A 26720-nucleotide genomic window follows, 5' to 3' on the forward strand; every position below is an offset into this window, starting at 1 on the left:
ACATGAAGGAGCTTGCAGCAGAGCTCCTTCACCAACTGCATCATCTGAACACGCCTGTTCAGCACACAGCATAAAGGCTTAAAGCTGATCAACCGCCTGTTTTAAGCCTGCCGGCATTTCAGACTCATCCTCTATCTCTTTCATAATCACCTGCCCCACTATCACATCCGCACCATTGAACGTCATAGTTGGCGAACCATACAGCTCATACCCTTCATTTAAGGCCTTGGTGATCCGAGCGCAGAAGTTCACATCATCTTTGCCCGTCAGGTATCTATAAATTTTCATTCAGCATTCACTTCAATATTCCGCTTCAGCCTATTCTAAGCTGCGCTGTGCATAATGGAAAAAACAAGCCGTTAAAATCTGTATTTATCTGATAAAGAATCAAATAGAAACATAGATTTAACATTTTAAAGTAGGCAGCGGACGGATAAGCGCCTATGATCAGAAGCATATTTAAAAATTCAAGCTTGAGGCATCACTTATGGCAAAAACGGCAAGTACACCCGGCCGCCGCTTTATGAAACTTGCCAGCATGACAGCAAGTATTGCAAGCAAGACAGTTTCCAATTCAATTAAAAACCTAACTGCCGATGAAGAGCAGAAAAATGCATCCCGCAGCAAAATGTTTCAGGAGATTGGCCTGCAAATTGCCGACACACTCGGCGAAATGAAAGGCGCGGTGATGAAAGTGGGCCAAATTGCCTCTCAATACAAAGACATTTTTCCGCCTGAAGTCGCCAAAGCCATTGAAAAACTGCAGCGTCAGGCGCCGCCCATGCCCTTTGCGGAAATTAAAGCGCAAGTGGAGAAAGAACTCGGCCAGCCGCTGCTCAGCATCTTTAAAAGCTTTGAGGAAACGCCTTTTGCAGCTGCCTCCATAGGCCAAGTGCATAAGGCGCTGCTGCCTGATGGCCAGCAAGTGGTGGTCAAAGTGCAATATCCCGGAATCGATGAAGCCTGCGACAGTGACTTAAAGCAAGTCCGTTTAGCATTGCGCCTGATGGGTGTGCTGAAAATTGACCGCAAGCTGCAGGAGCGGCTATTTAACGAAATTCAGGAAAGCTTGGATAATGAGCTGAATTATGAAATAGAGGCGCAAAATTTAGAAGTTGCCCGCGCTTTCCATGAAAAACTCGACAGTAAAATCATTATTCCGAAAGTCTATAATGATTATTCATCACGCCATGTGCTGACATTAAGCCTTGAACAAGGCGAAAGCATTGAAACCGCCAGCAGCTGGCCGCTGGAAACCCGCAATGCCTTAGGCCGCCGGCTCTTCCGCGCGCTGGGACAGGAAATCTTTTTCTTGAAGCGTTTTCACTGTGACCCGCATCCTGGCAACTTTGCTTTTCGGGAAGACGGCACGGTGATTATTTATGATTTTGGCGGGGTGAAAACATTGTCCAGTGACATTGTGCATCATTTTAAAGAACTGATTCAGGCTGCCCGTGAAAGCAATATAGCAGAAATAGAAAACCAGCTGGATGCGCTGCACTCCCTGTCAGAAAAAGGCAAATTCCCTGCTGAGCTGTATCAGGCATGGCTGGAAGTGCTGATGCGCCCCCTGACTACGCAGTATGATTTTGCTGAAAACTCTGCGCACCATGACGGGATCAAATTGGTGAAATCGTCCTTGAAATACTGGGATGTCTTTAAGCCTTCGCCAGATACGCTGATGGTCAACCGCACAGTATCCGGCCATTACTGGAATATGATTCATTTAAAAATGCAGGACAATTTATCAGATCTGTTTGAAGAGCTGGTGCCGCCGCGCGCATAGGCCTGGATTCAAGCCATGCCCGCAGCATCAGCAGACAGGTTAAGATCTGCTGTTGCCCAGTTACAGAAATTAACTGGGCATGATTTGATTTTTTAATTGTTATATTATAACATTTCATTAATTCAAAATAACTGGGAGCCTCCGCATGCGTGCCAACATTCATCCAAATTACCGTGAAGTGCTGTTTCATGACACCAATGCCAACGCATTCTTTGTCATTGGCAGCACTTTAGAAACTGTACAGACGCGTGAGCATGAAGGCAAAACATATCCTTATGTGACTTTGGATATTTCCAGCGCATCTCATCCTTTTTATACAGGTGAACAGCGTCAAACCAGCAATGAAGGCCGTGTCGCCAGCTTTAATAAGCGCTTCGCGCGTTTCAAACGCTCACAATAAGTTCATATTCAGTTAAGGTTTTGCTTTTAAACTAAAACTATTGAGAAGCCTAAGACCCCTCCTCCAGCTTAGGCTTCTTTTTTTATGTGCAATTTCTGATATCCGCACAAATTTTAAAGCCCATGCCAAAACAATTTTTGAACGTGGCGCTGTATTTTTAATTTTTCAAAATCGCCTGAAATACGTAGAAGCCCAAACTTAAAACCATGACGCCAATCATTAAGCTGGAAAATGCATAGCCCAAAGCCATGCCATTTTGCCCCTGCCGCAGCAGCTGAAAAGTTTCTAAGCCAAAACTGGAAAATGTGGTGAATCCGCCCAATATCCCCACCATTAAAAATAAGCGGGCCTCCTGCTGCAATACAGGATATTTTTGCGTGAATGCAAAAAAGACACCTGCCAAAAAACAGCCCAGCAGGTTCACTCCCCATGTCGTCCACGGAAACAGCCCATTCGGCTTAACCAGCCAAACACTCGCTGAGTAACGGCAGCATGCTCCGATAGCGCCGCCAAGGGCAACCAATAGCCAATTCATGATGATTCCAAATTTATTATGAACAGAAATACGCCTGAACCTGCAGGCCACTCCACCACTATAACGCAAAAAATCAGCGGATTTCTAATGAATCTGAGACTGAAAACTTGCTATATTGCCCCTGTTTTTACTTATTTATTCTACGGATTGAGAAACTCATGGCTCAAGAATTATTGAACCAGCTTCATGCTGGCGAAGCGAAGTTTGCAGATGTCATTGCCTTCATTGAAGCGCGCTATGCACATACGCCGACAGCATTCAAAAATGGCCAGCAGGCCAATAGCGCCAATGAAAATCAAGGCAGCGCAAAAGTGTTTTCTTTTGCTCAATTGAATGGCCTAGACCAAGCGCAAACACTGAGCCTATTTGCAGAGCATTATGCAGCGGTAGTGGCAACACCTGAAGGCGCCGATCATCAGAATATCCGCCAGTTTATGCAAAATGGCTGGGATGGCATTCAATTTGAAGGCCAAGCGCTGATAGTGAAATAATCCACCTGCCGTATTGTTGAAGTTCGACTGCTCATTGATACGCGGAAGCCAGCAGGGATGCTGGCTGTTTTTCTGTGATACATGGATGCATTATCAGAAAAACAAGGGGCTTTTGTTACTTTTGGCCCGACAAAAGTAAAGTCACTTTCCAATCAGATCTCATAGCCCCAATAAGAACCAATAGCACTGACTGAAGCCAAAATAAATCTAATGATTTAAAGCAATACATTAAGAAATTCGAACTCGGCATTTCCACTCATCAATTGCTGTATTTTCCCAAGCACGCGCATGCTTCAAATGCAGCTGCTCTTGGCCTGCCTGCAAAGCTGTAAAGCGGTAAATTTTCTGACCGCCTTTGCCTACAGTCGGCACTTCGGTTTTAGTCTGATCTGACTCGTATATTTCTTCCATCTTGAACAGTTTTGGATTCTCCGCCACGGTCCAAACATAGCCTGTACTCGGGTTCTCATCCAAAATCACTTCAATGGTCTGGCCGCGGTCTATTTCCAGCAACGCAGGACAAGACTGCTGTCCGGTAAAAATATGGGTTTTGCCATCTACAGTTGAACTCATGCTGCTGCATCCCGCTAGACCTAAGCCCAGCACTGCCGCCAGACCTAGCGCTTTTAAATTCATAACCTTAACCTTTGTTTTTCATCGCCGCTGAATTTTGATTTTTGTTCAATACGCCTTAGCTTTTGACCCGTTCAATCCATTGAATGGAATCGACACGGAACACTTCGCACGCGCCATCCCCAGTATCGGTTGGGGTCAGTGAAGAAGTCCACACCAGATCTTTGTCTTTAATTTCAACTAAACTGCCTTGCAAACGCACCAAGTCTCCGCGTTTAACTGTTTTGATTTGCTTGGCAATTTCTGGATTGGACGGAATGATGTGCATATTGGAAACCATCATCATGGCCTGCTTTTCAGGCACAGGCACTTTGTCCATCCGCCAGTTTAAATAGCGGTCATATTGATTGACTGTAATGTGGCGCGCAATTTCAGGTTCAGCAAACAAGCCCCAGCTCACCGCATAATCAATCGGCGAGAACTTTGCCTGCTCATCATCAGTATATTGCTTAGACCCTAAAATACGGAAATCGCCCTTAAAAGGCTGAAGTACCGAAATAGACTGGTCTTTGGCGGTCGGCGCCAAACCCTTGGCAATATTGTAATCTGCCGATGCATGCACGCCCGAATTCAGCAGCAGCGCAACAGCAGCTGCACTGAGTAAAATACGTTTAATCATCGGCTTACCTCTTCTGTCATTGCATTTAAATTGCGCATTCATCGCTTTAGCCCTTCCGCTTAAAACGCTGCAGGCAGGATCAGATTCATTCACCTGACATTACATACGCAAAATTAAATACAGCTTAAATATATAGCTTGAGCATAGTTGTAACTCTATATTACGCAAGAAATCTGAAGAAACCTTAGCGTCTTGGTAACAATATGAAAGAATCCGTCAGCGCAGGCTTAAACTCAGCCGCAAGTTCAGCTAAGCTTTGGTAAACAGCAATAAAAAAGAGATTCAATGATTTATAAATTTTATCAGCAGCACATTTTCCCTCATGTGCTGCATCAAGTGATGCAAACCCCGAGCCTGATGGATAAGCGCCGCGAACTGCTGCTGCCCATTTCAGGAGAGGTTTTGGAAATTGGCTTCGGCACAGGCCTGAATCTGCCATTTTATCAGCAGGTTAATACGCTGTATGCCTTAGAACCGAATCCGGATATTTATCATCTCGCCCTGCAGCGGCTGCATGAAACGCCTTTTCACGTGCAGCACATTCAAGCCAGCGCGGAAAAATTGCCCTTTGCAGACAACAGCCTAGACCATATTGTCAGCACATGGACGCTGTGCAGCATTGCCCATTTAGAACAGGCGCTGGATGAAGTGTACCGTGTGCTGAAAGTGGGCGGAACCTTTCATCTGGTAGAACATGTTTTGCATAATGAACGGCCGAATATTCAGCGCCTGCAAAATCTGCTGACGCCGATTCAGAAGCGTCTGGCCGATGGATGCCACCTCAACCGCGATATTGAGCGCGCATTAAAAGATGCAGAGCTGGAACTAAAAGAATGCCAGTACTTTGATGCTGCCGGCATTCCTGCCATCGGCCAGCGCATGCTGCTGGCCCGGGCCGTTAAACGCTAAAATATCAAGCATCAGGCGCTTAGGCGGCGGCTGTTATTTCAACATCTGAATAAACGTAATTTTTACAATAGCGCAGTGCGGTCTGGGCGGCGCGATGCTCATGCCTGTGACGAAAAGCTTCCCCGTTTTTAACTGCGTGACCTCGGCATATTGCCCTTGCAGCTCTACGCGCTGTCCCGCTTTTAAACGGCGCAGCTGTTTTGCAACATGTTCATTGGATGCTACTGCGCTGATGTTCACACTGTCTGCGCGGACGTCATCCGCGGTTAAGCTTGAATTGGGCCGCAGCCTAAAGGTATAGCAGCGGCTGTGCTGGTCAAAGTCAACCTGTTTCAAATGCTGAGGATTTGCCAGCGCCCCTTGAGCCAGCAGAACATCAACATTGCTGAGATAAGCCAGATCATTGAATTCCCCTACCCATGCAGATGCCTTATACAGCACACGGCTATGCGGCGCATAAAAGCGCTGCGCAGCAACGGTAAAGCGCCCTGAAAATTCACGGCGCGCTTCGACGTGGAAATTTTTCAATACGCCAGGCTGCTCCAGATGGGGAATTTCCCTGAAATATTCTTTCCAGCCCCAAATCAGCGCCGCCAGTGCAGCCAATGCCCATATTAATTGCTTCATCTTGAGTTTCGGCTAGTCATCAAAATTAATCCGAATCGTTTCAAAGCGGATATTTCCGGCGGCAATGGCCTGCGCAATTGCCTGCTGGCCTTTGGTTAAGCGCGCGCCGCCGCTTTTAATATCTATCAGTACGACTTCAATATCTTCCGCCAAGCCATCGCCATCGCGGTAATCGGTATAGCCGTCAAAGACAATATAGTCTACAGGATCGCCAAGAAATTTAGCGTCACTCGGCAAATACTGAAATTCAGGCAAAATCGGCGCCAGCTGCTCGGCCATTTTGCCTTTCAATACCGCTCGGCTGGTGTTGACGCTGCGTTTCTGCGCGGCAGCCAAAGCCTGCTGATGCTCCAATTCAAGCTCTGCAATGTGCTTTTCATATTCTGCCCGCACCCGCCCATTGCGTGTATTGCTTAAAATCAGCGTCGTCAGCACCACACCTATGCAGGCGCCAATCAGCATTGCCATCCATACGGACATGATCTTTTTTCCTAAATTAAAACATGCATCTTTGAATTGCGCTGCGACTTTTGTCATGACCCCTATTCAGCGCTGAAAAGAATGATATGCTAGGGCCGAGCAGAATAAAATCATTTAGGGTCATGAAAACAATTTTAGTTGCCAATCAAAAGGGCGGATGCGGTAAAACCATCACTGCGATCAATCTTGCATCAGCATTGGCGCAAAAAGGCTATAAAGTGGCTTTGGCCGATGCGGACAATCAGAAATCTGCGCTGCAATGGCTCAAGCAGCGCCCCGATACGGCAGCGCCTATTCAAAGCTTAGACTGGCGCCATGAAAAATCGATTGGCGATACGCCTAAAAATACCGAATATTTGATTATTGATGCGCCAGGCGCGCTGTCCGGCGAACATGCGGAACAGCTGGTCAGTGAAGCGCATGCCATTATTACCCCGCTGCAGCCTTCTTTTTTTGATATCGACTCAACCCGGCGCTTCCTTAAGCATTTGCAGGAGATTAAACGCATCCGCAAAGGCAAAGTGCAGATTCTGCTGCTGGCGAACCGCGTTAAGCCCAACTCAGCAAGCTCTAAAGACATTCAGGATTTTTTCAATAAAATTGAGCATGAACCGGCCGCCTGGATTTCAGAACGCACCGCCTATGGCCAGCTGGCGATGCATGGCCTGAGTATTTTTGATAAAACTCAAAAGAATTATTTAAGCATGCAGGCGCAATGGCAGCCGCTTTTAAATGCTATTATTGATGATCCAAGCAATTGGTTTTAATGCAGAATCAACACTCTAGGCATTGAACGGATCAATACATCCAATACTTACCAAGCTCTCATATTCGAGTGCTTTTTTTTCAGTTAATATGGGTTCCCGGCCCAAGTCAGTGATCATGAATTCAGTGCACCAGTACGCGCCTACCTTACAGAAAGTCTTATTGTTTGGGCTGTTTTTTGCCCTGCTCTTCCTAAGCTTCAGTGTGCTGAAATACTTTATTGTGCCTGTCGTTTGGGCAGCCATTATTGCCTACATGACTTGGCCGCTGTATCAGCGGGTTTTGCGCACGTGCAAACAGCGTTCCACCCTCAGCGCAACGCTGATGATTTTACTGGTGGTTCTGGTGGTTGGCCTGCCGGTCATTTTTGCCATTTTCCTGCTGCAGCATGAAGGGCGAAACCTGTATTATGAATTGCAGAAACAGGTCTTTTCCGGCCATGTGAATGTGCCTGACTTTATCCGCCAGCTGCCGTTTATCGGCAAAGAAGTGTCGCGTACTTTGCGTGAATTGAATAATGACCCAAACAGCATCATTCAGTCTGTACAGCTGTGGATTCAAGGCCATCTCAATTACGGCAAAATTCTGCTGAATGAAGTCAGCAAAAATATCTTTAAACTGTGCTTTGCTGTCATGTCGCTGTTCTTCTTTTACCGTGACGGTCAAACCATTTTAGGTCAAGTCAGCAAAGCCTTGGAAATGGTGATCGGGCCGCGCGTGCATCACTATCTTTCAACGATTTCCGATACCACCCGCGCTGTCGTTTACGGCGTCGGCCTAACAGCGGTCGCACAGGCGGCTTTGGCCGGCCTCAGCTATTTTGTTGCCGGTGTGCCTAACCCCATGCTGCTGACTATAGTGACTTTTGTACTGGCGCTGATCCCTTTCGGCCCCCCAGTCGCCTATACTTCGGTTTCGCTGTGGCTGTTTTCACAAGGCCAGACCATAGAAGCGATTGGCGTCATGGCCTGGGGCGTTTGCATCGTAAGCACGGCCGACAACGTGATCCGCCCGCTGGTGATTTCCGGCGCAACACAAATTCCATTCCTGCTGATTATGTTTGGCGTACTGGGCGGACTGGCCAGTTTCGGCATGGTGGGCTTATTTGTCGGCCCTGTGATTTTGGCGGTGCTGCTGGCGATTTGGCGTGAATGGCTGCATGAGACCCACATTGAGCCAGTCATAATGCCAAAAGCGACTATGGCGCATGACTTAGATTCAGACTTGAATGACATCAATTCTCCGCCCAAAAAATAGGCGGAATTGACGATGCGCAGGCGCTCATCCGTTACAAACCTGTCACGGAAATCTCATGGCATTTCTAATTTTGATCTGTTTCAATAATTTAGTTCATATTAGAAAGGATGCCCAAAGATGACGTCATCTTTGCTGAAATTCAAACTGAGTGCAGCCTGCACACTGGCTGCCTTATTCGCCGCGGGCTGTTCCACCACTGCAACCTTGCCTGCAACAGACCATGAACAAACCGTGATTATACATGCGGTGAGCGCGCAAGGTGTTGGTGCGGAAATCGGGACGATCTCACTGCATGACAGCGCTGCTGGACTGGTGATCCGCACCAGCCTAAGTCAGCTGCCGCCCGGCCCGCATGGTTTCCACATTCATGAAAAAGGCTCTTGTGACCCTGCCATGAAAGACGGTAAAGCCGGCGCTGCTTTGGCGGCAGGCAGCCACTACAACCCCAATCACGCGCCCCATCACGGCAACCCGCTGACTGGACATTTGGGTGATTTGCCCTTGCTGAATGTGGCCGCAGACGGTACAGCCAAAGTGACTCTGCTGGCGCCGCGCATTAAAGCCGCCGATGTGCAAAATTTAGCGATTATGGTGCATGCGGGCAGTGACAACTATTCAGACTCCCCAAAACCGCTTGGCGGCGGCGGTGACCGCATCGCTTGCGGTGTGATTCAATAGTTCAGACAATATTCTTTTTTCAGGATGTTCTGTGGATAAATCTTCAGTTATTCACAGCCCAAACAACGGATGATAAGTCCGTTGTTTTTTATAATTCAGCCCCTGCGGCATAAATGCTTAACTCCAGATTTTTGATGTTTTTCTTTTGATATTAAATTGACAGTTTTTACAAATCAGTTCAGGCTTATTGCATAATAAATTTGGCCTTGATCATTCAGCCGTGAACAGCGTCCGCCAGTGGTTTCAGCCTTTCCAATCCAATGCAATTCTTATTTATTGCCTGCAGATCTGCATTGTTTTAAGCGGGGCCACCCTCGGCTTATACTTTTTAGGCCTGCATAAGCTGATTGTTCCTGTAACTTTAGGCGCGATCGCTACTGTCCTGACCGATTTTGACGACAGGCTCAGCATCCGCCTGCGCAATTTGGCTTATGTCTGCATCCTGTTTTTCAGTGTCAGCAGCATTTTAGATTTTCTGCATCCTTACAAATTCCTCTTTATTTTATACCTGTCGCTGTCCAGCGCCTGCTTCATTTTAATGGGTGCGCTGGGACAGCGTTATGCAGCGATTTCCTTTGGCACCATTTTGCTGTCCATTTACACCATGTTTGGCCTGGGAGAATACGCGCAGTGGTATTTCCAGCCCAGCTGCTTTGTTCTTGGCGCGCTGTGGTATGGCTTAACGGCGATTCTGTTTTACCTGATCAAGCCGACGCTGGCAGTTCAGGACAATCTATCGCGCTGCTTTGATCAAATTGCAGATTTACTGAATGCCAAGGCCCAGCTGTTTGATCCGGATAATCAAGACAATGTTGAAGTCCTGCTCTATGGCCTATCGATTCAGAACAGCGCCGTGGTGCAAAGCTTGAACAGCACCAAAAGCTCTTTATTGACCCGCTTGAAAGCGTCCCGCGCCAACAGCAGCACCATTTATTGGCTGAATCTGTATTTTTTAGCGCAGGATATTCACGAGCAGGCAAGCTCCAACTATCTGCATTATGAACAGCTGCATCAAAACTTCAGCCGTACCGACCTGATTTTCCGCATTCAGAAAAATATCCGCCTGCAGGCCTTAGCCTGCCATGAACTGGCGCAATGCATTTTACGCAATGACATTTATCAGCCCAGCGCCAAGGCCAGTCTGGCGCTCAGCCATCTGCACAGTTCGATGCAGGATTGGGTGCGGGATAATCCGCATAATATTGAAGTGAAAAACCTGCAATTGATTTTAAATAATTTAGACAGTGTGCATGAACGCTTTCTGCATCTGAGTGAATTGCAGAACCGCCAGCAGCAGCGCTATCAGCAGCATATCGACAACCTGAATTTATACGATGATGATATTCACGGCTGGCATGACCTCTGGCTGAAATTAAAACAGCATTTAACGCCGCAGTCGGCGCTGTTCCGTCATGCGGTGCGCATTGCATTTGTGTTTGCCGTCGGCTACAGCATTTCCCTGCTGCCCTTTGCCCAAAATGGCTACTGGATTTTACTGACCAGTTTATTTGTCTGCCAAATGCGTTACTTTGCCACAAAAAGCCGCTTAAAAATGCGGACTTTAGGCACGATACTGGGCGTAATGCTGGGTGTGCCGATTTTATATTTCGTGCCCAGCATAGAAGGGCAATTGCTGCTGACGGTCATTTTTGGCGTGAGCTTCTTTTACCTGAGCGCAAAAAAATACGCCATGGCCACATTAATGGCCACGTTAATGGTGCTGCTGATTTTCAATTTAAAAGGCGCGGGCTATGCCATTATTTTGCCCAGAATTGCAGACACGCTGTTAGGCTGCCTGATTGCCTGGTTTGCCGTCAGCTTTATTTGGCCGGACTGGGATTTCCGCAACATCTCCGCCACCATTAAAAAGAGCGCGAATGCAACCCTGAATTATTTTGATGCAGTGGTGCAGCAGTATCAGCATGGTCACGACAACAGCATTGCGTACCGCCGCGCACGGCGCGCAGCGCATAATGCGCAGACCGAGCTGGCCAGCATGATTTCCAGTTTAAGTACCGAACCCAACCCAAATCCTGAACTGATTCATTACGCTTTCCGCTATTTGGTGTATAGCCATAGCCAGCTCAGCTATATTTCAGCGCTGGGCAGCCACCGCGAAAAAGTACAGGATGCACAAGTTCTGGATTTAATGCTGTGGTGCAAAAATACCTTAATGCATGCTTTGCTGCATCAGCGCACGCTGCCTGAGCTGGAAATTCAGCAGAAACTGCTGGAAATTCAAAACTTAAACACCGAAGCGCAGCTCAGCAGCCGGCTGCAGCTGGTCTTAAAGCAAATCAGCCTGCTGCTGGAAACCTTACCAGAACTGCTCCATTTGCAGGCCGAACTGCTGCGTCAGGATATTCAATAAAGCGCATATTCAAAATCACGTTAAATTCTTTCTGAACTGAGCAGCGCCGTGATTTTTAAAAATCTTCAGCATGAAAACCCAGCGCCAAACTTGGTTTTAATATCTGATTTTTATCATAATCGTTCAATAAATACAGTTCTTTTTCAGCTTTAAATTCAGTACACTCAGGGTTCATCCTCATTAAAGCAGTGACCATGAATATCCAAACTTTACGCATTGTTGGCGCACTCGAAGGCACTTCTTTTCTGTTGCTGCTGTTTATTGCCATGCCCATGAAATATTGGCTGGATAATCCGATCTTAGTTAAATACATCGGCATGGGGCACGGACTGCTGTTTATTGGATTTCTTGCTGTGCTGTTTGCCGTGTGCGAAAAGCAAAAATGGTCTTTAAAAATGTTTTTACTGGGTCTGATTGCATCTATCCTGCCCTTTGGGCCTTTCGTTTTTGATGCAAAATTAAAAAAAATTGAACAGCCTCAGGCAGAGGCTTGAATCTAATCCATAAAAAATCCCTCACTGATTGAGGGATTTTTTATGGCGAGTGTTAAAACTCCCCTTCCGCCTTTCTTTGCTGCAAGACGCTGTTCAATACACCGCGCGGAAAACTGAACCACAGCGCAATAAGGGCAAAACATGACACCCCGTATGCCCAAATATGAAAGTGTTCATACAGCACACGCACCAGTTCGATCACGATAAAGAAGCAGAACATCATCAGCACGGAAACGGCAGCCGCAACAGTGCCTTTTGAGACTTCAGAAGACATTAAGGCAAAGCGGTACAGAACTGAAAAACTGATGCCTTCGCCAAAACTGACCAGCGTCATGCCTAAAATAGCGCTATATAAAAAGTATTGCGGAAAAACAGTTCCCAGCAGCACAGCAGCCGTGCCGATCAGCATCAGCGGCAAGCCAATCAAGACGGTTTTGCCTAAAGGCAGCTTGTCGATGATCTTAATCAGCACGATATTACCGGCAATCAATCCGCCCAGCACAGGAAACTGCGCCAAGCCATATTGCATGCTGCTAAGCCCCAGCTCTTCGACCAGCATGACTGGAGACAGAGCAATCCACAGCATCAGCGGCATCGCGACCATCGGCAAGCCTAAAGTCAGGCCTAAAAAGCGCTTATTTTTAAAGACCCGTTTAAAGTCATCTAAAATATAGCCTATCGGCTGCTTAGGCATGCTGCGCTGCTGTTTCGGCATTTTGGCTTTCAGGCCAAACCAGCTTAAAAAAGACAGCAAGGCAATGCCGATAAAGCCCCAATGCCATGACACATGATCAATGAGAAATGCACCCAGCACCGGCCCCAGCAAAGGCGCCAGCAGGGAAATATTCGCCATCAGCGCCATCACTTTAATGGCATCACGCTCTTCGAAGGTTTCCTGAATAGCAGCATAGCCCACAGCGGAAATGACCGACAAGCCAAAGCCCTGCAAAAAACGCAGGGTTAAAAAGCTTTCAATGGTATGAGTCAGCAAAATAGCTAAACAGCACAGGGTAAAAAATGCCACGCCGCCCAGCAGCACTTTTTTCCGGCCCAGACGGTCGGACAGCGGGCCTAAAACAGCCGCAACACAAGCGCCGCCCAACAGATAAAAGGACATGGACGATGGCGCCCAAGAGCTGCTTACGCCAAAATCTTGGGTAATGGCTAGCATCGCGGGCTGGACTAAATCGTTACCGATATAGACGGAAAATTCAAATAAAACCAGCGCCAATGGGAACATTAAGGTGGCACGGCTTAACTTTTCAGTATGTACGTTTTGCATTGTTATCTACATATAAGATGCGTACAGGATTGGACTTGGCCTATTTTCGGGGAGAGACACGTCAGCCCAATGCAAGCACTGTAATAAATAATTAAAATGTGGAGATCGCGGGAGATCCGCAATGTTTCGCGCCGTATTCACAGGACGCTTAAAAGAAATAAAAATTCAGGGTGAAAAAATGAAAACTTAAGCCTGTACACCCGCAGGTTTAAGTTCCCGTATTTTAGCAGTGTTTGCCCAGGATGTATTGTAACTTTTGTTAAGCCTTCATTCGTCAAGGCTGAATGAACTGATTATTTTTCAGGTCTTCGTAGGCCTGCAATATTTCATCAAAATGATTCATCACAAAATAGCCCCGTCCATAAATCGGCTCGTTTAATGGAGCAGCGCTTAAATATAAAATTGCGCAATCCCGCTGGGCAGTCAGTTCGACCAGTTCACCGCGGCTCGACATGACCGCCATGCCTTGATCTCCTAATTCTTGATCTTCTGCCTGAAAAGCGGCACGGCCGGAACGCATATAAATCAGCGTGGTGTCGCCCTCTTGCGCAGGCAGCTGAAGCGTGTGGCCTTTGCGCAGGAATATATCGTAAACCTGCATAGGCGTATGGGTTTGCGCGGGGCCAGTTTGCTCTTGATATTCCCCTGTAATCACACGGACATAGCCTGCAGCATGGGCTAAATCCACTTTGGGAATACTGGCGTTGTCTAGGCTTTGGTAGCGCGGCGGATTCATTTTGTCTTTGGCCGGCAAGTTGACCCACAGCTGCAGCATTTCAAAGGGCCCGCCAGTTTGAGAAAAAGCTTCGCTGAACACTTCTTTATGAATGACTCCAGAAGCAGCCGTCATCCATTGCACATCGCCAGCAGAAATGATTCCGCCGCCGCCCGTAGAGTCGCGGTGTTCCAGTTCACCTTTCAGCATAATGGTGACGGTTTCAAAACCGCGATGCGGGTGTTCATCAACGCCTTTGCGCAATGCGCTGGGATTTAATGTGCCGGGGCCTATATGGTCAAGCAATAAAAAGGGGGAAACGGTATTGCCTAATTCATAGTGGGAAAAAATTGAGGTGACTGGAGTAAAGTCACCCACGGCAGAGCGTGCAGTTTCAGTGTGAATAAAGGCAAGGGTTTTCATATTATTGTAGGCATTATTTAATGTTTTAAGCTTAGCCTAACCGAATAGCGGATTCGATAGGCTAAGCAGGTTTCAGTGTCGCAGTTTTAGGACACCTGATCCAATCTTACATTTGCAGTTTCACCAAATTTAATTTCAGGATTAGGTTTAAAAGCCAGCCATTTATTTTTCATCCATTGCTCGACTTTGTCTTTTCCTAAAATGGCTAATAAGTTGTTTAACAAATCAAATTTTGCTGTCTTATTAAAATGGTAAACGATAACTCTTACATTTCGATCTATATCATCATTTAAGCTGAACAAATCAATAATGTAATCCTTATCAGAAACATCTAATGAGTGTCCCCAAATATAAAAATTGAGCTCTAAACCTTGTGCTAAGGTTTTTTCTTTAAGTTCTGCTTGCAAAGCCCTTATATAAGGCTCCCCCATTGGTGCCATCAGTTGTTTATTCAAAGATTCAATTTCTTTCTTATTTAATTTTATTTTTTCTTTATATGAATCTAAAAATAGGTAATCAGTATCTTTAAACAATTTTTGATGGTATTTGGTAAACCCAAATGCTTTAATTTTTTTTAAACCATTATCTTCAATATCAGAAATACCTAGAACAATATTTTGATACTGACCATGACCTCCATGTAGATATTCAACGTCTACTAAATCATAAATGCGCTGAAATGTATTCGTATAATTAAATGAAAAAATTTTATCAGGATAAACCCAATCCTTTGAATCGATTCCAAGTAAGCAATTAGCTGTTAACTGCGATACGACCAACTCTAAATACAAATCAAAAATTTTTATAAATTCTTCTAACTGTTCATATGCAAATGATAAAAATAATACTGAATTCATTCCATGACTATCATTGCTTCCATAACAAAATTGTTTATTAAATCCATTTTTTTGCCCCTTTATTTCAAAAATATTAAAACTTTCCAAAATTATAGTATTCTTTTTACCTACTTCTTGCTCCCACTCACCCATACTAAAAGAGTTTGATGAGTTTCTATTTTGCTGTTCAATAAATGGAATTGCCTGAGCAAAGCTAAATATGACTTCCTCGATTTTTAATTCAAAATCAATCCAATTTTTTACTTCTTTTACATGCTTTTTAAAATATTGATACCAACGATTTAACTCTAAACGACATTGTAATTTCAAAACATCTTTTGTTGATATTTTAATGTTTTCAGTTAAATAAAATTCTTTCGTTTTCTCAATAAAATTGAATTCTCTTGTTTTAGAAAAAAGTGCATCAAAACTCATTGCATAATCAGGAAACTCCCAATCAGTTTTTTTCTCAAGCATTTTATCTATTTTTTCCATCCATTCATCAACCTTATAAATTGATAAATCCTTGATTTTTTGCCCTGTATCTTTTTCCTCGATTGCTCTCATCACATCCATAAAATGATCATACTTCGTCGGCAAATAGTGCGACAAATCAAAACCGTTACCCACAATTAAAATATTCATTGTTCTTATTTACCCAATAAAAAAGCGCATCCACCGATACGCTTTTATGAGGTATAACTACCTAAACTTCAACCATAAATTAAAGATTGACTAAGGGCATTTCGCAGTCTGAAAAGTCTTGGTACTTTTCCCGCGCGCACACTGATATTCTTTTTGTGTGCTGGTACGCTCCCAATCACCTTCTACATTTTTAAAACGGTAAATCGTGCGGACTGAACGTACAGAATCATCCATTAAGCCAGTTTCAGTCACTTTCACTTCTGCCGCCGTTGGCGATTCAACACTGTTAAAATACTGACGGATTTCGACCGTCGACAATTCTTTGCGTAAATCTGAACGCTCTTTCAGCACTTGCGCCAGCGGCGTATCTGTATTTCCAACTTTATGCACAATTTTCTGTGTGGTCGCACACCCCGAAAGAATCCCGACACACAATGCAGATGCTGCCAATATTCGAAACATAATTCTGACCCCAACTTAAATTTTCCACGCTCATCATGCCGTTTTTATTTAAAGAATACTATTTCACAAATGTAAGCCATTTTATAACCATAAAAAAAGCGCATCATCCGATGCGCTTTTCCGCTCTATCTTAACAATTAAAGATCGAATAATTTGCCTGGGTTCATAATGCCCTGCGGGTCAAACACTTTTTTCAGCGCTTTCATGTATTCAATTTCTTCCGCTGAACGGGTATAGCCCAAATACGGCTTTTTGGTCATGCCCACGCCGTGCTCTGCAGAAATTGAGCCATCGTATTTTTTCACAATGTCAAATACGTATTTATTCACCACTTTGCATTTATCAAAAAATTCGTCTTTGCTTAAATCTGCAGGTTTCAAAATATTTAAATGCAGGTTGCCATCACCGATATGGCCAAACCAGCAAATTTCAAAGTCAGGATAGTTCTGCGCCACAATTGCATCAATTTCCTGAATAAATGCAGGAACATGCGTAATCAGCACTGAAATATCATTTTTGTACGGCGTAAACGGCGCAATCGACTCAGAAATGTCTTCACGCAAACGCCATAAGCTGTGCACTTGCTCTAGGCTTTGGCTCATGACGCCATCCAGTACCCAGCCCTGCTCCATGCAGTGCTCAAAAATTTCCATCGCCTTGTCCATAATCGGCTCAAACGGCGCTTCAAACTCCAGCAATACATAAAATGGGCATTCTGTTTCAAATGGACGCTGCACATGGCCATTGTCCAGCACTTTTTTCATGGCAAGTTCACCAAAGAACTCAAATGCAGTCAGGTCAATTTTAGCTTGGAAGGCGTGCAGTACAGGCATCACAGCGTCAAAGTCAGGTACGCCCAACACCATCACCTGCAGGTCTTGCGGCTGGCGCTCAAGCTTAATTTCAGCTTCCGTCACCAAGCCTAAGGTGCCTTCACCGCCAATGAACAAATGCTGCAGCGCATAACCGGTCGCGTTTTTAATCATGCCTTTATTTAAACGCAGCACATCGCCTTTACCCGTCACCACGGTTAGGCCCAGCACCCAGTTGCGGGTCATGCCGTATTTAATCACTTTAATGCCGCCGGCATTGGTGCCGATGTTGCCGCCAATCTGCGATGAACCTGCTGATGCAAAATCAACCGGGTAGTACATGCCCTGTTCTTCTGCATAGTTCTGCAGCTGTTCAGTCACCACACCTGCCTGCACGCGCACCATACGGTCTGCTGGGAAGAACTCAAGAATCTGGTTCATCTTGTCCATGCTCACCACGATTTCGCCATTGGCTGCGACTGCGCCGGCAGATAAGCCTGTACGGCCGCCCGATGGGGTAATCGCAACATTAAATTGGTTTGCAAGCTGAACAATGGCTTGCACTTGCTCGGTCGATGATGGAAAAACGATGACCGACGGGTTTGGGTCGAAGTGCTTGGTATGGTCACGTCCCCAATTTTCGAGACTGTCCGCATCAGTTTTAATGCGGTTTTCGCCGACGATAGCGGTCAATTGGGTTAATAACTCTGGGGTTAAAGCGACTGGAGCATTCATCGTTTTCAGACCTTGCAAGAAGTAAACAAGTTGTAAATAGCCTATAAATCATTCAGTTGTGCACAGCATGGCGCCAGCACCAGATGAGGCAGACGTGAGCAGAAAAGAAACAGAAATCAGATCCGTTTTTCACGTGTGCACATTATAAGGCATTTTTCAGCAAAACCCGCAGAAAAACCTGTTTTTACAATGACGCCTTTGAAATTACAGGCTTATTTAGAACGCGCGCGGCACTAACGGTCACATATTTTGTCAAAATACCTCACACAGCGGTCATAAAGGAAATGTATATCCCGCATTGTCCTATGCTATTATACCGCCACTAAATTTGGCCTTTGTAGCGGAGCCGTAATGAGCCAACATCTTTCACTGCCTAAAGATAAAATTCGTTTCTTGTTGTTAGAAGGTGTTCACCAAAACGCCATCGACACTTTAAATGCTGCCGGATACACCAACATCGATTACCGTAAAACAGCGCTGGAAGGCGACGCGCTGAAAGAAGCGGTAAAAGATGCGCACTTCATCGGTATTCGTTCGCGCACTCAACTCACTGAAGAAGTGTTTGAAGCGGCGAACAAACTGATTGCTGTGGGCTGTTTCTGTATTGGCACCAACCAAGTGAACTTGAATGCAGCGATGATTCGCGGTATTCCAGTCTTTAACGCGCCGTATTCAAATACCCGTTCGGTGGCTGAATTGGTGCTTGCTGAAGCGATCCTTCTTCTGCGCCGTGTACCTGAAAAATCAACAGATACACATGCGGGCGGATGGAACAAATCTGCAGTGGGTTCATTTGAAACACGCGGTAAAGTTTTAGGGATTGTCGGTTACGGTTCAATTGGCTCTCAGCTTTCGGTTCTGGCTGAAAGCATGGGCATGCAAGTGATTTATTACGATGCAGTAACTAAATTGCCGCTAGGCAATGCCCGTCAAGTCGGTTCTTTAAATGAACTTCTTGCCAATGCTGACGTTGTGTCTATCCATGTGCCTGACGTACCTTCTACACGCAACTTCATGGGTAAAGAACAATTTGCGCAAATGAAAGAAGGTTCAATCTTCATCAATGCGGCGCGCGGCACTTGCGTTCTGATTGATGACCTTGCGGATGCCATCAAATCTGGCCATATTGCCGGCGCAGCAGTTGATGTGTTCCCGAAAGAGCCTAAAGCCAACGGCGAAGAATTTGTTTCTGCGCTGCGCAACTTGCCAAACGTGATTTTAACCCCTCACGTCGGCGGTTCAACCATGGAAGCGCAAGCGAACATCGGCCTAGAAGTGGCAGAGAAATTTGTGGCTTATTCAGATAAAGGCATGACTTTATCTGCAGTAAACTTCCCGGAAATTGCGCTTCCATTGACTGAAGGCAAACACCGCTTACTGCATATTCACAAAAACATTCCAGGCGTGCTGTCAAAAATCAACAACCTGTTTGCTGAACACGGCATCAACATTTCTGGCCAGTCATTAATGACTAAAGGCGATGTAGGTTACTTAGTGATGGATGTAGACGCTACTGCATCTCAAGAAGCTTTAGATACCTTGCACGAAGTTGAAGGCACAATCCGCGTCCGCGTATTGTTCTAATTCAATTGCATATAAAGCCATAGGCTGCGGCCTGTGGCTTTTTTTATTTTTAAGCTTCAGCTTTACTCTCCCGCTCCTCGAGAAATCGAACCCAATTTAGTATAGTAAGCACATGCCGAATTTAAAAAATACGCCCCATGTGCAAGCGCTGTTCCTGCTGCTGATTGCAATGATCAGCATGCAAAGCAGCGGTTCTCTGGCCAAAATCCTGTTTAATCAATTTCCAGTTTTGACTGTGTCCAGCTTGCGCCTTTTGCTGGGTTCCCTTATTTTGGCCGTGATTTTTAGGATTTGGCAGGCCAATTTCAAACAGGTGCGCTGGAAAGCCATCATCAGCTACGGCGTGGCGTTAGCTGGCATGAACGCGCTGTTTTATTTATCGATTAACCGCTTGCCGCTGGGCATTGCGGTCTCATTTGAATTTATTGGCCCGCTCAGTGTCGCGCTGTTTTATGCACGGCAGAAATTTGACTTTATTGGGGTCGGACTGGCAGTTTTAGGCTTGGCGCTGCTCTTCCCTTTTGATCAGGCTTCACAGCCTTTAGATCCTATCGGCATTGCCTTTGCACTGGGCGCCGGTGCCTGCTGGGCGCTGTATATTGTGGCAGGTCAGCGGCCTTCCGGCCTCTCTGGCAACCATACCGTATGCTTAGGGATGTTTGTCGGCATGCTCTGTCTGTTGCCCATTGCACTGTTTACAGGGATGCCAGCGTCTGTATTTGAGCCTTCCAATCTTATTTATTTTATCGCTCTTGCAATACTGGCCAGCGCACTGCCTTTTACCTTAGAGATGATCGCGCTCAGAAATTTATCCGCGCTGAGTTTTGGCACGCTCATGAGTGTAGAGCCTGCGATTGCGGCGCTGTCAGGCTTTGTCTTTTTAGGTGAACAGCTGCTGTGGACGCAATGGCTGGCGCTGGCGGTGATTATTGCTGCTTCAATTGGCTGTACAGTGACGACGCAACAAGCCAGACAAAGAAAATAATCCTCCGCCGCCAATTAAATTTCTAAATGAAATAAAAACCGCGTTTCGCTCTCAAGCAAAACGCGGTTTTTTGCTGCTATTCAAATGCTGCTTTAAGTAGGAATTTGACAGAAATATTCTTCACTACCTGAAGGCGTATTGCCGCCATACAAATGTATGCTAAGCGTTGGCTGTTCATCACGTCCAAAACCATCGCTACCGTAAGCAGAACCGCAATAAGTTCCTTGAAGCATACGTCCTTCTACATTGATATATGCAATATTCCCTTCATTCTTCCACGTAAACCCAGCGTACTGATTCGGCAAGCGAATTAATTTCTTCTGGCCATAGACTGAGTTGAAATTCAGGATATGCTGCTGTTCCGAACCTGCCAGCCCAATGCCGATCTGCACTTCGCAGGGTTTGCCGATCAACTCTGGATTATTTGAACTCCATGTGCCTGTTTGATCGTTATATTCAGATGTACACTGCACATAGAAGCTCAAGCCCTTGTCCGATGCCACGACCTCTTTGTCTTTCAGTACAATTTTCACATCCGATTTACTTGTAGAAACAGCTGCGCCAACATATCGCACCCATTGATCTCCCTCAAGGGCAATTGCCGTTTGCGCTGACCAAGTTAGTTTATCCTTGTTAGACTTTAAGCCCGTCAATACACGTACGCCTTCTTTTGGCGCCGTAAATTCAGCTGCTTTATATTCTACGCCAACTAGAGTGGTAAACTCACCGCTGCATTCGACTGCTGAACCATCTTCAAGCGTGCACTGTACTTTGTTATTGGTTGCGGGGATGCCTAAATCAATCACCACATTTTTATCATTCGGCAATTGCGACGTCACAGAGCCAATGAGGGTGCCTGTCGTATCTTTCGCTGTCCAATGAATTGTGCCTTCAGTTGGCATATTCACAATATCCACACCTTCAGCAGGAATTGAGTTGGTTTTGGTTAAACCTGAACCATCTTTGAGTTCCACTGCCGCAGTAATATGGCAAGGCACATAGCTATTGGCTGATTTACATTTCACATTCACTGAACCTGGATTTTCAAATTTGAAATCCCAGTTCCAGGTTGAGAAATGGCTGACGGTGGCTTGAACCGCCAAGCCCGTAGCAGAAAGCGGAGAAGCGATGACTGTTCCGGGAGTTCCCTCTTCAACCCATTTGCCTTTTGCAGCATCGAAATACCACATTGGAATACTGGTGCCCACCGTCATGGCTTGGTTATTGATGCTATTGAGCGGCAAGTCCATTTGAATGTCAGCTGTCACGCCTTGCTTCAGCTGCAGCTTTTGACCAGCGGCATTGGTAAATGTTGCCGTCATCATGCCTGCACTAATTAAAAGTGCAGGATTGCCTTTGGAATCTACCGCCACACCATTGGCTGGCATGGCATTCAAATCACTGCTTTGAATATCCCAAGGGGTAAATTCAACTTTGACTGCTCCTGTTGCAGGCTGACCGTTCGGCAATACAAATGCCCCTGCAGGAATGCTGATTTGGGCATTCAGAAATGCAGCCTGAATCACTTGGGCGTCTTCAATTGCAGCGACAGTCAATGTTTGTTTGATCGGCAATAAGTTTGCAGATAACTGTGCCAGTTCTTCAACTTTCAACTCAACAGCCTGTGTAATAAAACCCGTTTTTTTAAAACTCACCACAACGGTTTTTGCAGACTGAGGAATCTTCACATTAAATTGTGCATTACCAGAAGCATCCGTGACAAAACTTTGCCCCAAAATACTGATCTCAGCGCCAGCAAGGTTCGATCCTGTTGAGGTTTGGACCAATGCCGTCACTGCTTTTTCAGTAGACACTTCATTTGCTGAGGCATCATCACCAGAGCCAGAACCACAGCCCACAAGCGGGACTCCCAAAACACATGCAACCAATACGGCATGCAGCTGTTGTTGTAATTTCATTATTATTTCTCTTAATTCAGAAGTGCTGGATAAATAAGCACCACATTATTGATTTTATTTATATTATGTTCAAACGAACAATATTATTCACATGAACTGCCCAGCACTGCCTGCACCATCTTGCATCTTTTCATGCACCAATTGCTCTATAATCCAGCAACCCGCTCTTTCCAACCCAGCTGCTGAATTTTTATGCCAAATGCCCAATACCTTGCAGTGCTGTATATGATTTTATCGATGGTGTCGTATCAAATCAGCGCCTCGTTTGCCAAACAGCTGTTTACTGTATTGGACCCGCTGAGCGTCACCATTCTGCGCTTATGCTTTGCTGCTGTTATCGTCTGCGTGATGTTCCGTTCTTGGCGCATTCTAAAGCGGCTGCCGTTGTTAAAATGGCGTGATTTACTCTGTTACAGCGTGGCGCTTTGCATCATGAATGTTTTGTTCTATATGTCGCTCGGAAAGCTGCCGCAAGGCATTGCAGTCGGTCTGGAATTTATTGGCCCCTTGGGTTTGGCCCTGCTGTCAATTCAGCGGCGCAGCGATTATGTATGGGTCTTATTGGCCATTGCCGGCATCGCCTTGATGGTGCCTTGGGGGCAAACCGCAGGCGCCGGTTTTTCTGTCACGGGTGCAGCTTGCGCGCTGGGTGCAGGATTGTGCTGGGCTTTTTATATTTATTTCGGGCAAAAAGTAGTGCATCAAAATATTGGCATGCATGCGCTGACCATCGCCATCACCCTATCAGCACTGGCTTTGCTGCCCATCGGCCTCTACCACGATGCGCCCGCTTTGCTGCAAACTCAATATTGGGGCAAAGCGCTGGCCATTGCCATTTTAGCAACGGCCATCCCTTATGCTTTGGACTTAAAAGCCTTAAAACAGCTGAACAAACTCAGCTACGGCACATTATCCAGCCTTTCGCCGGCGCTGGCAGCGCTGACGGGACTGGTGCTGCTGGGGGAAAAAATTGGCCTGCTGCAGTGGGCAGCACTGTTCTGTGTGATGATTGCATCCATCGGCGTTACGCTGAAATCATCTAAAGATCAAAGCGCCGCAACGTCATGAATACTGGCAGCGGACGAATTTATAAAACAAAACTGCTGTTCCGCCAAACCGTATGCCTGTTTGCATTCCCGCGCATGAGTAAATCATTCATCTTCAGCTCAGTGAATGCATTTCGGCGGTCAGATGCCTCTTCTGGCGCCTGCCATAAATTTTCTTCAGGATTGCCCCGTAATGGTTTGATAGCCCAAGCGTACAATCAGCACACTGACCAAAACCAAAAATAGAATCCGGATAAAGCCGCTGCCGTATTTCAGCGCAGCCTTTACCCCAACGATTGAACCGCAAATATTCGCCACCGCCATCATGCCGCCCACAGCAAACAGCACATGCCCTGTCGGCGCAAAAAAGCTCAAAGCGGCAAGGTTCGTGGTTAAATTGGCAATTTTAGACAGCGCAGATGCATGCAAAAAATCGGCTTTTAAATAGCGGATGAAAAAGAAAATAAAGAAACTGCCCGTACCTGGCCCGAAAATGCCGTCATAAAAGCCAATGGCGAGGCTGCCCGCCGCCGCCAGCAGCAGGATTTTGGGCGTCAGCTCCTGACGGGTATGCACTTGGCCAAACTGCTTCTTCATAAGCGTATAAATGGCGATCACGATCAGCATCACCAGCACAAAGGGCCGCAGCACTTCTTTCGGCACCATCGACACGCAGGCTGCACCGGCAAAGGAAGCGATAAAAGCACAGCTGGCAATCACCGCCAGCAATTTCCAGCGTAATTTTACTTGGCGTAAAAAAGAATAGGATGCCGATGCTGTTCCGAAAATAGAGGACAGCTTATTGGTGCCGAAAACCGTTGCAGGAGACAGCTGCGGCATGGCATTCATAATTGCTGGAATTTGAATCAGCCCGCCTCCGCCGACCGCAGCGTCTATCGCGCCGGCAAAAAAAGCAAAAAACAGCAGGCTCAAGATAATTTCAATTTCCACAATTTTTGCCTTAAATCAGTTATTTAAAAATAGGTTTAGAGGTTTAATACGCGTTTTGGCACTAAGCGCTTGCGCTCGGTGATTTCCGCCAAACCAAGGCATTTTTCACCATCAAAAACCAGCGCTTCGGATACCGCTTCATATTCAATGTTGCTTTCCATGCCTCGGCTGAAATACTCCGCGCGGCCTTCCGGCACCTGCACTTTTGGAAAATGATCAATGGGAGAATAGACTGGCAGCAGCAAGGCCTCACGCTCTGCTTCGGTCAATGTTTCCAAATATTCAATGGTATAGCTGGGAATCAGTTCAAAATGCCCCGTTTTAATACGGTGCAGATAAGTCAAATGGCCATACGTGCCTAAAGCTTTGGCAATATCTTCACCTAAAACCCGGATATAAGTGCCTTTTGAACAGGTCACATCTAGGCTGATGCTGTTTTCGGTGAAAGACAACAGCTGAATGGCTTCAATCGTAATCGGACGCGCTTCACGTTCAATTTCAATGCCTTTGCGCGCCAGCTCATACAGCGGCCGGCCGTCTTTTTTCAGGGCCGAATACATCGGCGGCACCTGCTGAATATCCCCAACAAACTGCGCAAAAACCTGCTGAATAAGTTCTTCCGTCAGCGGCGGCACTGCTTTCTCAAGCAAGCGTTCCCCTTCCACATCGCCAGTCGTTGTGCTGTGGCCTAAAAAAACAGTGGTTTGATAGCGCTTTACAGAATCCAGCAAATAATGCGAGAACTTGGTCGCCTCGCCCAGGCAGATCGGCAATAAACCCGAAGCCATCGGATCAAGCGCGCCGGTATGCCCAGCTTTTTGCGCGCGGTAGAGCCAGCGCACTTTTTGCAAAGCAGCATTGGAACTGATGCCCAAAGGTTTATTAAGCAAAAAAACACCGCTGATATGGCGGCGCTGAATTTTAGCGGAAGATGATTTCATGAGAAAAACAAGCGAGAAGAATCTTCGCCATGGTAACCGAATATTTACAACTTTTCTGTGATTTTATGCTGAAGCTGTGGCATATTCAGCTCCATTGCATAATTTATAAAACAAATAAAACGGATAAAAGGTGCATGGGATATGCAGAAACACAAATTATGGATCATAGCAGGCGCGATTATTCTTGCCGTCGGCGCATTTATTTTTTGGCTTATACCGAATGATGGTCAAGCATCAGCTACACAAAACGCCAGCCAGCCCTCTGCTGCCAGCAGCAGCAGCGGTACGCCTCAGGCGCAGGCGCGCAGTCCGAACGGCTTGCCTTATTTCAGCCCGAGCCAGCAAGATACTGAAATCAACTGCCAAATGAGTTTGGACGCGTCCAGCCGTTTGATGGTGAATGAGCGCACCCGCGACTGTTTTGAATATTTCATTACCCAGTACGGCGAAAAAACCATTGAGCAAATCAAAAAAGATTTTAAAGCCTACATCACGCAAAACTATAAAGAGCCGTCTTTAACGCAAATTTTAGATTTATGGAACCGCTACATGGATTACCGCGCGCGTTTAGGTAGCCTGCAGGCGCCTAATCTAAGTCAGGATGATCCGCAGTACTACCGTTCGATTTACAACAGTACGCAAAACTTGCGAAAGCAGTTCTTTTCAGATTATGAAATTGAAGGCCTTTTTGGCACAGAAAATACTTATCACGTATACACGCTGAAACGGATGGACGTGATCAATGACAAAAAGCTCAGTGAAGCCGAAAAGGCTCAAAAGCTGAAAGCATTGTTTGATGAATTGCCGGAGGACTGGAAAGAAAATCTGGAACAGATGAATAAGCTGGAAGATCTGCATAAACTGACGGCTGACATAAAAGCGCGCGGCGGTTCAGCCGAAGAAATTCATCAAATGCGCATGAATTTAGTTGGCCCGGAAGCAACACAGCGTTTAGAAACCCTAGATACGCAGCGCGCTGACTGGAAGAATACCGTCAATAGCTACTTATCCGAACGCGACAGTATTCTGAAAAGCGGCCTGAGTGACGATGCAAAGCAAAAAGCGGTACAGCAACTGCGTGCACAGCATTTCAGCAGCAAAGAAGAACAGCTTCGTGTCAACACTTTTGAAACTGCGCATGATCAGGGCGATAAATTGCCTTATAGTGAATAACGCAGCGGCAAAAACACCTTGATGAAATTTAAGGATGCACATGCATCCTTTTTTTTATTTTCGGCATGCCTTCGCGCCGCACAATATTCTTTGTTTCTGTTTTTCTTTAATAAAACGGAAAAAGAAGGTCAATATCCCTGCTTTTCTTAGCTTTTCAGGACAAATG

General features: G+C 46.0%; 28 protein-coding genes. 13 read left to right on the plus strand and 15 right to left on the minus strand.

Annotation, left to right across the window (positions count from 1 at the left end; genetic code table 11):
• Positions 1 to 78: 78 nt before the first annotated feature.
• Positions 79 to 288: a DUF1737 domain-containing protein gene (locus tag OKC24_RS03415; RefSeq protein WP_130143937.1), complete on the minus strand. Its 210-nt coding sequence runs from the start codon at positions 286 to 288 to the stop codon at positions 79 to 81.
• A gap of 199 nt (positions 289 to 487) precedes the next feature.
• Between OKC24_RS03415 and OKC24_RS03420 the strand changes: the two genes are divergently transcribed.
• Together OKC24_RS03420 and OKC24_RS03425 are read left to right on the plus strand one after the other, a co-directional pair.
• Positions 488 to 1786, plus strand: coding sequence for an ABC1 kinase family protein (locus tag OKC24_RS03420; protein WP_130143938.1), 1299 nt, complete (start codon positions 488 to 490; stop codon positions 1784 to 1786).
• A 145-nt stretch (positions 1787 to 1931) separates the two neighbouring features.
• Positions 1932 to 2186 carry a type B 50S ribosomal protein L31 gene (locus tag OKC24_RS03425; protein WP_130143939.1) on the plus strand — a complete coding sequence of 85 codons (255 nt, stop codon included), beginning with the start codon at positions 1932 to 1934 and terminating at the stop codon, positions 2184 to 2186.
• A 157-nt stretch (positions 2187 to 2343) separates the two neighbouring features.
• Here the strand turns inward: OKC24_RS03425 and crcB are convergent, their stop codons facing one another.
• Entirely contained in the window at positions 2344 to 2721 is a 378-nt protein-coding gene (gene crcB / locus OKC24_RS03430; protein ID WP_130143940.1) for a fluoride efflux transporter CrcB, read from the minus strand.
• A 158-nt stretch (positions 2722 to 2879) separates the two neighbouring features.
• Between crcB and OKC24_RS03435 the strand changes: the two genes are divergently transcribed.
• Positions 2880 to 3212 (plus strand): HopJ type III effector protein, encoded by a 333-nt coding sequence (locus OKC24_RS03435; RefSeq protein ID WP_130143941.1) that lies wholly within the window; start codon positions 2880 to 2882, stop codon positions 3210 to 3212.
• Positions 3213 to 3440: 228 nt separating this feature from the next.
• Here OKC24_RS03435 and OKC24_RS03440 read toward each other — a convergent pair whose 3' ends face one another.
• The gene (locus OKC24_RS03440; protein WP_130143942.1) at positions 3441 to 3848 is read right to left on the minus strand and encodes a protease inhibitor I42 family protein; all 408 of its coding nucleotides are present in this window, start codon (positions 3846 to 3848) and stop codon (positions 3441 to 3443) included.
• Positions 3849 to 3903: 55 nt separating this feature from the next.
• Positions 3904 to 4464, minus strand: a complete 561-nt coding sequence (locus OKC24_RS03445) for a hypothetical protein (protein ID WP_130143943.1) — start codon at positions 4462 to 4464, stop codon at positions 3904 to 3906.
• A 285-nt stretch (positions 4465 to 4749) separates the two neighbouring features.
• On the opposite strand from OKC24_RS03445, the gene OKC24_RS03450 reads away from it, so the two are divergent.
• Positions 4750 to 5373 carry a class I SAM-dependent methyltransferase gene (locus tag OKC24_RS03450; protein WP_265464799.1) on the plus strand — a complete coding sequence of 208 codons (624 nt, stop codon included), beginning with the start codon at positions 4750 to 4752 and terminating at the stop codon, positions 5371 to 5373.
• Positions 5374 to 5406: 33 nt separating this feature from the next.
• Here the strand turns inward: OKC24_RS03450 and OKC24_RS03455 are convergent, their stop codons facing one another.
• Both OKC24_RS03455 and OKC24_RS03460 read right to left on the minus strand, forming a co-directional pair.
• Entirely contained in the window at positions 5407 to 6000 is a 594-nt protein-coding gene (locus OKC24_RS03455) for a hypothetical protein (RefSeq protein ID WP_130143945.1), read from the minus strand.
• A gap of 12 nt (positions 6001 to 6012) precedes the next feature.
• Positions 6013 to 6480, minus strand: a complete 468-nt coding sequence (locus OKC24_RS03460) for a Holliday junction resolvase-like protein (protein ID WP_130143946.1) — start codon at positions 6478 to 6480, stop codon at positions 6013 to 6015.
• Between the two features lie 122 nt (positions 6481 to 6602).
• On the opposite strand from OKC24_RS03460, the gene OKC24_RS03465 reads away from it, so the two are divergent.
• The 4 genes from OKC24_RS03465 (at position 6603) to yccS (ending at position 11551) form a co-directional block, all read left to right on the plus strand.
• A complete protein-coding gene (locus tag OKC24_RS03465; RefSeq protein WP_130143947.1) occupies positions 6603 to 7247 on the plus strand; it encodes a ParA family protein in 645 nt (214 codons plus the stop codon).
• A gap of 124 nt (positions 7248 to 7371) precedes the next feature.
• On the plus strand, positions 7372 to 8502 hold the full coding sequence (locus OKC24_RS03470) for an AI-2E family transporter (RefSeq protein ID WP_165381119.1): 1131 nt from the start codon (positions 7372 to 7374) through the stop codon (positions 8500 to 8502).
• A gap of 117 nt (positions 8503 to 8619) precedes the next feature.
• Complete coding sequence (gene sodC, locus OKC24_RS03475) at positions 8620 to 9180, plus strand: superoxide dismutase family protein (RefSeq protein ID WP_130143949.1); 561 nt, start codon at positions 8620 to 8622, stop codon at positions 9178 to 9180.
• Between the two features lie 220 nt (positions 9181 to 9400).
• Complete coding sequence (yccS, locus tag OKC24_RS03480; RefSeq protein ID WP_265464800.1) at positions 9401 to 11551, plus strand: YccS family putative transporter; 2151 nt, start codon at positions 9401 to 9403, stop codon at positions 11549 to 11551.
• Between the two features lie 55 nt (positions 11552 to 11606).
• Here the strand turns inward: yccS and OKC24_RS03485 are convergent, their stop codons facing one another.
• The gene (locus tag OKC24_RS03485) at positions 11607 to 11747 is read right to left on the minus strand and encodes a hypothetical protein (protein WP_165381107.1); all 141 of its coding nucleotides are present in this window, start codon (positions 11745 to 11747) and stop codon (positions 11607 to 11609) included.
• On the opposite strand from OKC24_RS03485, the gene OKC24_RS03490 reads away from it, so the two are divergent.
• A complete protein-coding gene (locus tag OKC24_RS03490; RefSeq protein ID WP_130143951.1) occupies positions 11746 to 12045 on the plus strand; it encodes a DUF3817 domain-containing protein in 300 nt (99 codons plus the stop codon). The genes OKC24_RS03485 and OKC24_RS03490 overlap by 2 nt on opposite strands.
• A 52-nt stretch (positions 12046 to 12097) precedes the next feature.
• On the opposite strand, the gene craA is transcribed toward OKC24_RS03490, so the two are convergent.
• The 5 genes from craA to OKC24_RS03515 all read right to left on the minus strand — a co-directional run bounded on the left by craA (position 12098) and on the right by OKC24_RS03515 (position 17955).
• On the minus strand, positions 12098 to 13327 hold the full coding sequence (craA, locus tag OKC24_RS03495) for a chloramphenicol efflux MFS transporter CraA (RefSeq protein ID WP_130143952.1): 1230 nt from the start codon (positions 13325 to 13327) through the stop codon (positions 12098 to 12100).
• A gap of 274 nt (positions 13328 to 13601) precedes the next feature.
• Positions 13602 to 14465 (minus strand): pirin family protein, encoded by an 864-nt coding sequence (locus tag OKC24_RS03500; protein WP_130143953.1) that lies wholly within the window; start codon positions 14463 to 14465, stop codon positions 13602 to 13604.
• An 86-nt stretch (positions 14466 to 14551) separates the two neighbouring features.
• Positions 14552 to 15946 (minus strand): AbiH family protein, encoded by a 1395-nt coding sequence (locus OKC24_RS03505; protein ID WP_265464801.1) that lies wholly within the window; start codon positions 15944 to 15946, stop codon positions 14552 to 14554.
• Positions 15947 to 16036: 90 nt separating this feature from the next.
• Positions 16037 to 16408, minus strand: a complete 372-nt coding sequence (locus OKC24_RS03510) for a hypothetical protein (RefSeq protein ID WP_130143955.1) — start codon at positions 16406 to 16408, stop codon at positions 16037 to 16039.
• A 137-nt stretch (positions 16409 to 16545) separates the two neighbouring features.
• Entirely contained in the window at positions 16546 to 17955 is a 1410-nt protein-coding gene (locus OKC24_RS03515) for a D-2-hydroxyglutarate dehydrogenase (protein WP_130143956.1), read from the minus strand.
• 351 nt (positions 17956 to 18306) lie between these two features.
• Between OKC24_RS03515 and serA the strand changes: the two genes are divergently transcribed.
• Both serA and OKC24_RS03525 read left to right on the plus strand, forming a co-directional pair.
• Entirely contained in the window at positions 18307 to 19539 is a 1233-nt protein-coding gene (gene serA / locus OKC24_RS03520; RefSeq protein WP_130143957.1) for a phosphoglycerate dehydrogenase, read from the plus strand.
• Positions 19540 to 19651: 112 nt separating this feature from the next.
• Entirely contained in the window at positions 19652 to 20524 is an 873-nt protein-coding gene (locus tag OKC24_RS03525) for an EamA family transporter (protein ID WP_265464802.1), read from the plus strand.
• Positions 20525 to 20616: 92 nt separating this feature from the next.
• On the opposite strand, the gene OKC24_RS03530 is transcribed toward OKC24_RS03525, so the two are convergent.
• Positions 20617 to 22443 (minus strand): hypothetical protein, encoded by a 1827-nt coding sequence (locus tag OKC24_RS03530; protein WP_265464803.1) that lies wholly within the window; start codon positions 22441 to 22443, stop codon positions 20617 to 20619.
• Between the two features lie 192 nt (positions 22444 to 22635).
• Between OKC24_RS03530 and OKC24_RS03535 the strand changes: the two genes are divergently transcribed.
• Positions 22636 to 23511, plus strand: coding sequence for an EamA family transporter (locus tag OKC24_RS03535; RefSeq protein WP_130143960.1), 876 nt, complete (start codon positions 22636 to 22638; stop codon positions 23509 to 23511).
• Between the two features lie 155 nt (positions 23512 to 23666).
• Here OKC24_RS03535 and OKC24_RS03540 read toward each other — a convergent pair whose 3' ends face one another.
• Positions 23667 to 24440 (minus strand): sulfite exporter TauE/SafE family protein, encoded by a 774-nt coding sequence (locus OKC24_RS03540; protein ID WP_130143961.1) that lies wholly within the window; start codon positions 24438 to 24440, stop codon positions 23667 to 23669.
• A gap of 35 nt (positions 24441 to 24475) precedes the next feature.
• Positions 24476 to 25381 (minus strand): tRNA pseudouridine(55) synthase TruB, encoded by a 906-nt coding sequence (gene truB / locus OKC24_RS03545; RefSeq protein WP_130143962.1) that lies wholly within the window; start codon positions 25379 to 25381, stop codon positions 24476 to 24478.
• A 141-nt stretch (positions 25382 to 25522) separates the two neighbouring features.
• Between truB and OKC24_RS03550 the strand changes: the two genes are divergently transcribed.
• A complete protein-coding gene (locus tag OKC24_RS03550) occupies positions 25523 to 26554 on the plus strand; it encodes a lipase secretion chaperone (RefSeq protein WP_131276129.1) in 1032 nt (343 codons plus the stop codon).
• The last annotated feature ends 166 nt before the right edge of the window (positions 26555 to 26720 follow it).

It is taken from the genome of Acinetobacter entericus (genome assembly GCF_026168575.1).
Classification (GTDB): Bacteria; Pseudomonadota; Gammaproteobacteria; order Pseudomonadales; family Moraxellaceae; genus Acinetobacter; species Acinetobacter bouvetii.

Excerpts from the sequence above, each read along its gene's own strand:
- OKC24_RS03415 (WP_130143937.1), bottom strand. The coding sequence starts at position 288 with ATGAAAATTTATAGATACCTGACGGGCAAAGATGATGTGAACTTCTGC.
- OKC24_RS03420 (WP_130143938.1), top strand. The coding sequence starts at position 488 with ATGGCAAAAACGGCAAGTACACCCGGCCGCCGCTTTATGAAACTTGCC.
- OKC24_RS03425 (WP_130143939.1), top strand. The coding sequence starts at position 1,932 with ATGCGTGCCAACATTCATCCAAATTACCGTGAAGTGCTGTTTCATGAC.
- crcB (WP_130143940.1), bottom strand. The coding sequence starts at position 2,721 with ATGAATTGGCTATTGGTTGCCCTTGGCGGCGCTATCGGAGCATGCTGC.
- OKC24_RS03435 (WP_130143941.1), top strand. The coding sequence starts at position 2,880 with ATGGCTCAAGAATTATTGAACCAGCTTCATGCTGGCGAAGCGAAGTTT.
- OKC24_RS03440 (WP_130143942.1), bottom strand. The coding sequence starts at position 3,848 with ATGAATTTAAAAGCGCTAGGTCTGGCGGCAGTGCTGGGCTTAGGTCTA.
- OKC24_RS03445 (WP_130143943.1), bottom strand. The coding sequence starts at position 4,464 with ATGATTAAACGTATTTTACTCAGTGCAGCTGCTGTTGCGCTGCTGCTG.
- OKC24_RS03450 (WP_265464799.1), top strand. The coding sequence starts at position 4,750 with ATGATTTATAAATTTTATCAGCAGCACATTTTCCCTCATGTGCTGCAT.
- OKC24_RS03455 (WP_130143945.1), bottom strand. The coding sequence starts at position 6,000 with ATGAAGCAATTAATATGGGCATTGGCTGCACTGGCGGCGCTGATTTGG.
- OKC24_RS03460 (WP_130143946.1), bottom strand. The coding sequence starts at position 6,480 with ATGTCCGTATGGATGGCAATGCTGATTGGCGCCTGCATAGGTGTGGTG.
- OKC24_RS03465 (WP_130143947.1), top strand. The coding sequence starts at position 6,603 with ATGAAAACAATTTTAGTTGCCAATCAAAAGGGCGGATGCGGTAAAACC.
- sodC (WP_130143949.1), top strand. The coding sequence starts at position 8,620 with ATGACGTCATCTTTGCTGAAATTCAAACTGAGTGCAGCCTGCACACTG.
- OKC24_RS03490 (WP_130143951.1), top strand. The coding sequence starts at position 11,746 with ATGAATATCCAAACTTTACGCATTGTTGGCGCACTCGAAGGCACTTCT.
- OKC24_RS03485 (WP_165381107.1), bottom strand. The coding sequence starts at position 11,747 with ATGGTCACTGCTTTAATGAGGATGAACCCTGAGTGTACTGAATTTAAA.
- craA (WP_130143952.1), bottom strand. The coding sequence starts at position 13,327 with ATGCAAAACGTACATACTGAAAAGTTAAGCCGTGCCACCTTAATGTTC.
- OKC24_RS03500 (WP_130143953.1), bottom strand. The coding sequence starts at position 14,465 with ATGAAAACCCTTGCCTTTATTCACACTGAAACTGCACGCTCTGCCGTG.
- OKC24_RS03505 (WP_265464801.1), bottom strand. The coding sequence starts at position 15,946 with ATGAATATTTTAATTGTGGGTAACGGTTTTGATTTGTCGCACTATTTG.
- OKC24_RS03510 (WP_130143955.1), bottom strand. The coding sequence starts at position 16,408 with ATGTTTCGAATATTGGCAGCATCTGCATTGTGTGTCGGGATTCTTTCG.
- OKC24_RS03515 (WP_130143956.1), bottom strand. The coding sequence starts at position 17,955 with ATGAATGCTCCAGTCGCTTTAACCCCAGAGTTATTAACCCAATTGACC.
- serA (WP_130143957.1), top strand. The coding sequence starts at position 18,307 with ATGAGCCAACATCTTTCACTGCCTAAAGATAAAATTCGTTTCTTGTTG.
- OKC24_RS03525 (WP_265464802.1), top strand. The coding sequence starts at position 19,652 with ATGCCGAATTTAAAAAATACGCCCCATGTGCAAGCGCTGTTCCTGCTG.
- OKC24_RS03530 (WP_265464803.1), bottom strand. The coding sequence starts at position 22,443 with ATGAAATTACAACAACAGCTGCATGCCGTATTGGTTGCATGTGTTTTG.
- OKC24_RS03535 (WP_130143960.1), top strand. The coding sequence starts at position 22,636 with ATGCCAAATGCCCAATACCTTGCAGTGCTGTATATGATTTTATCGATG.
- truB (WP_130143962.1), bottom strand. The coding sequence starts at position 25,381 with ATGAAATCATCTTCCGCTAAAATTCAGCGCCGCCATATCAGCGGTGTT.
- OKC24_RS03550 (WP_131276129.1), top strand. The coding sequence starts at position 25,523 with ATGCAGAAACACAAATTATGGATCATAGCAGGCGCGATTATTCTTGCC.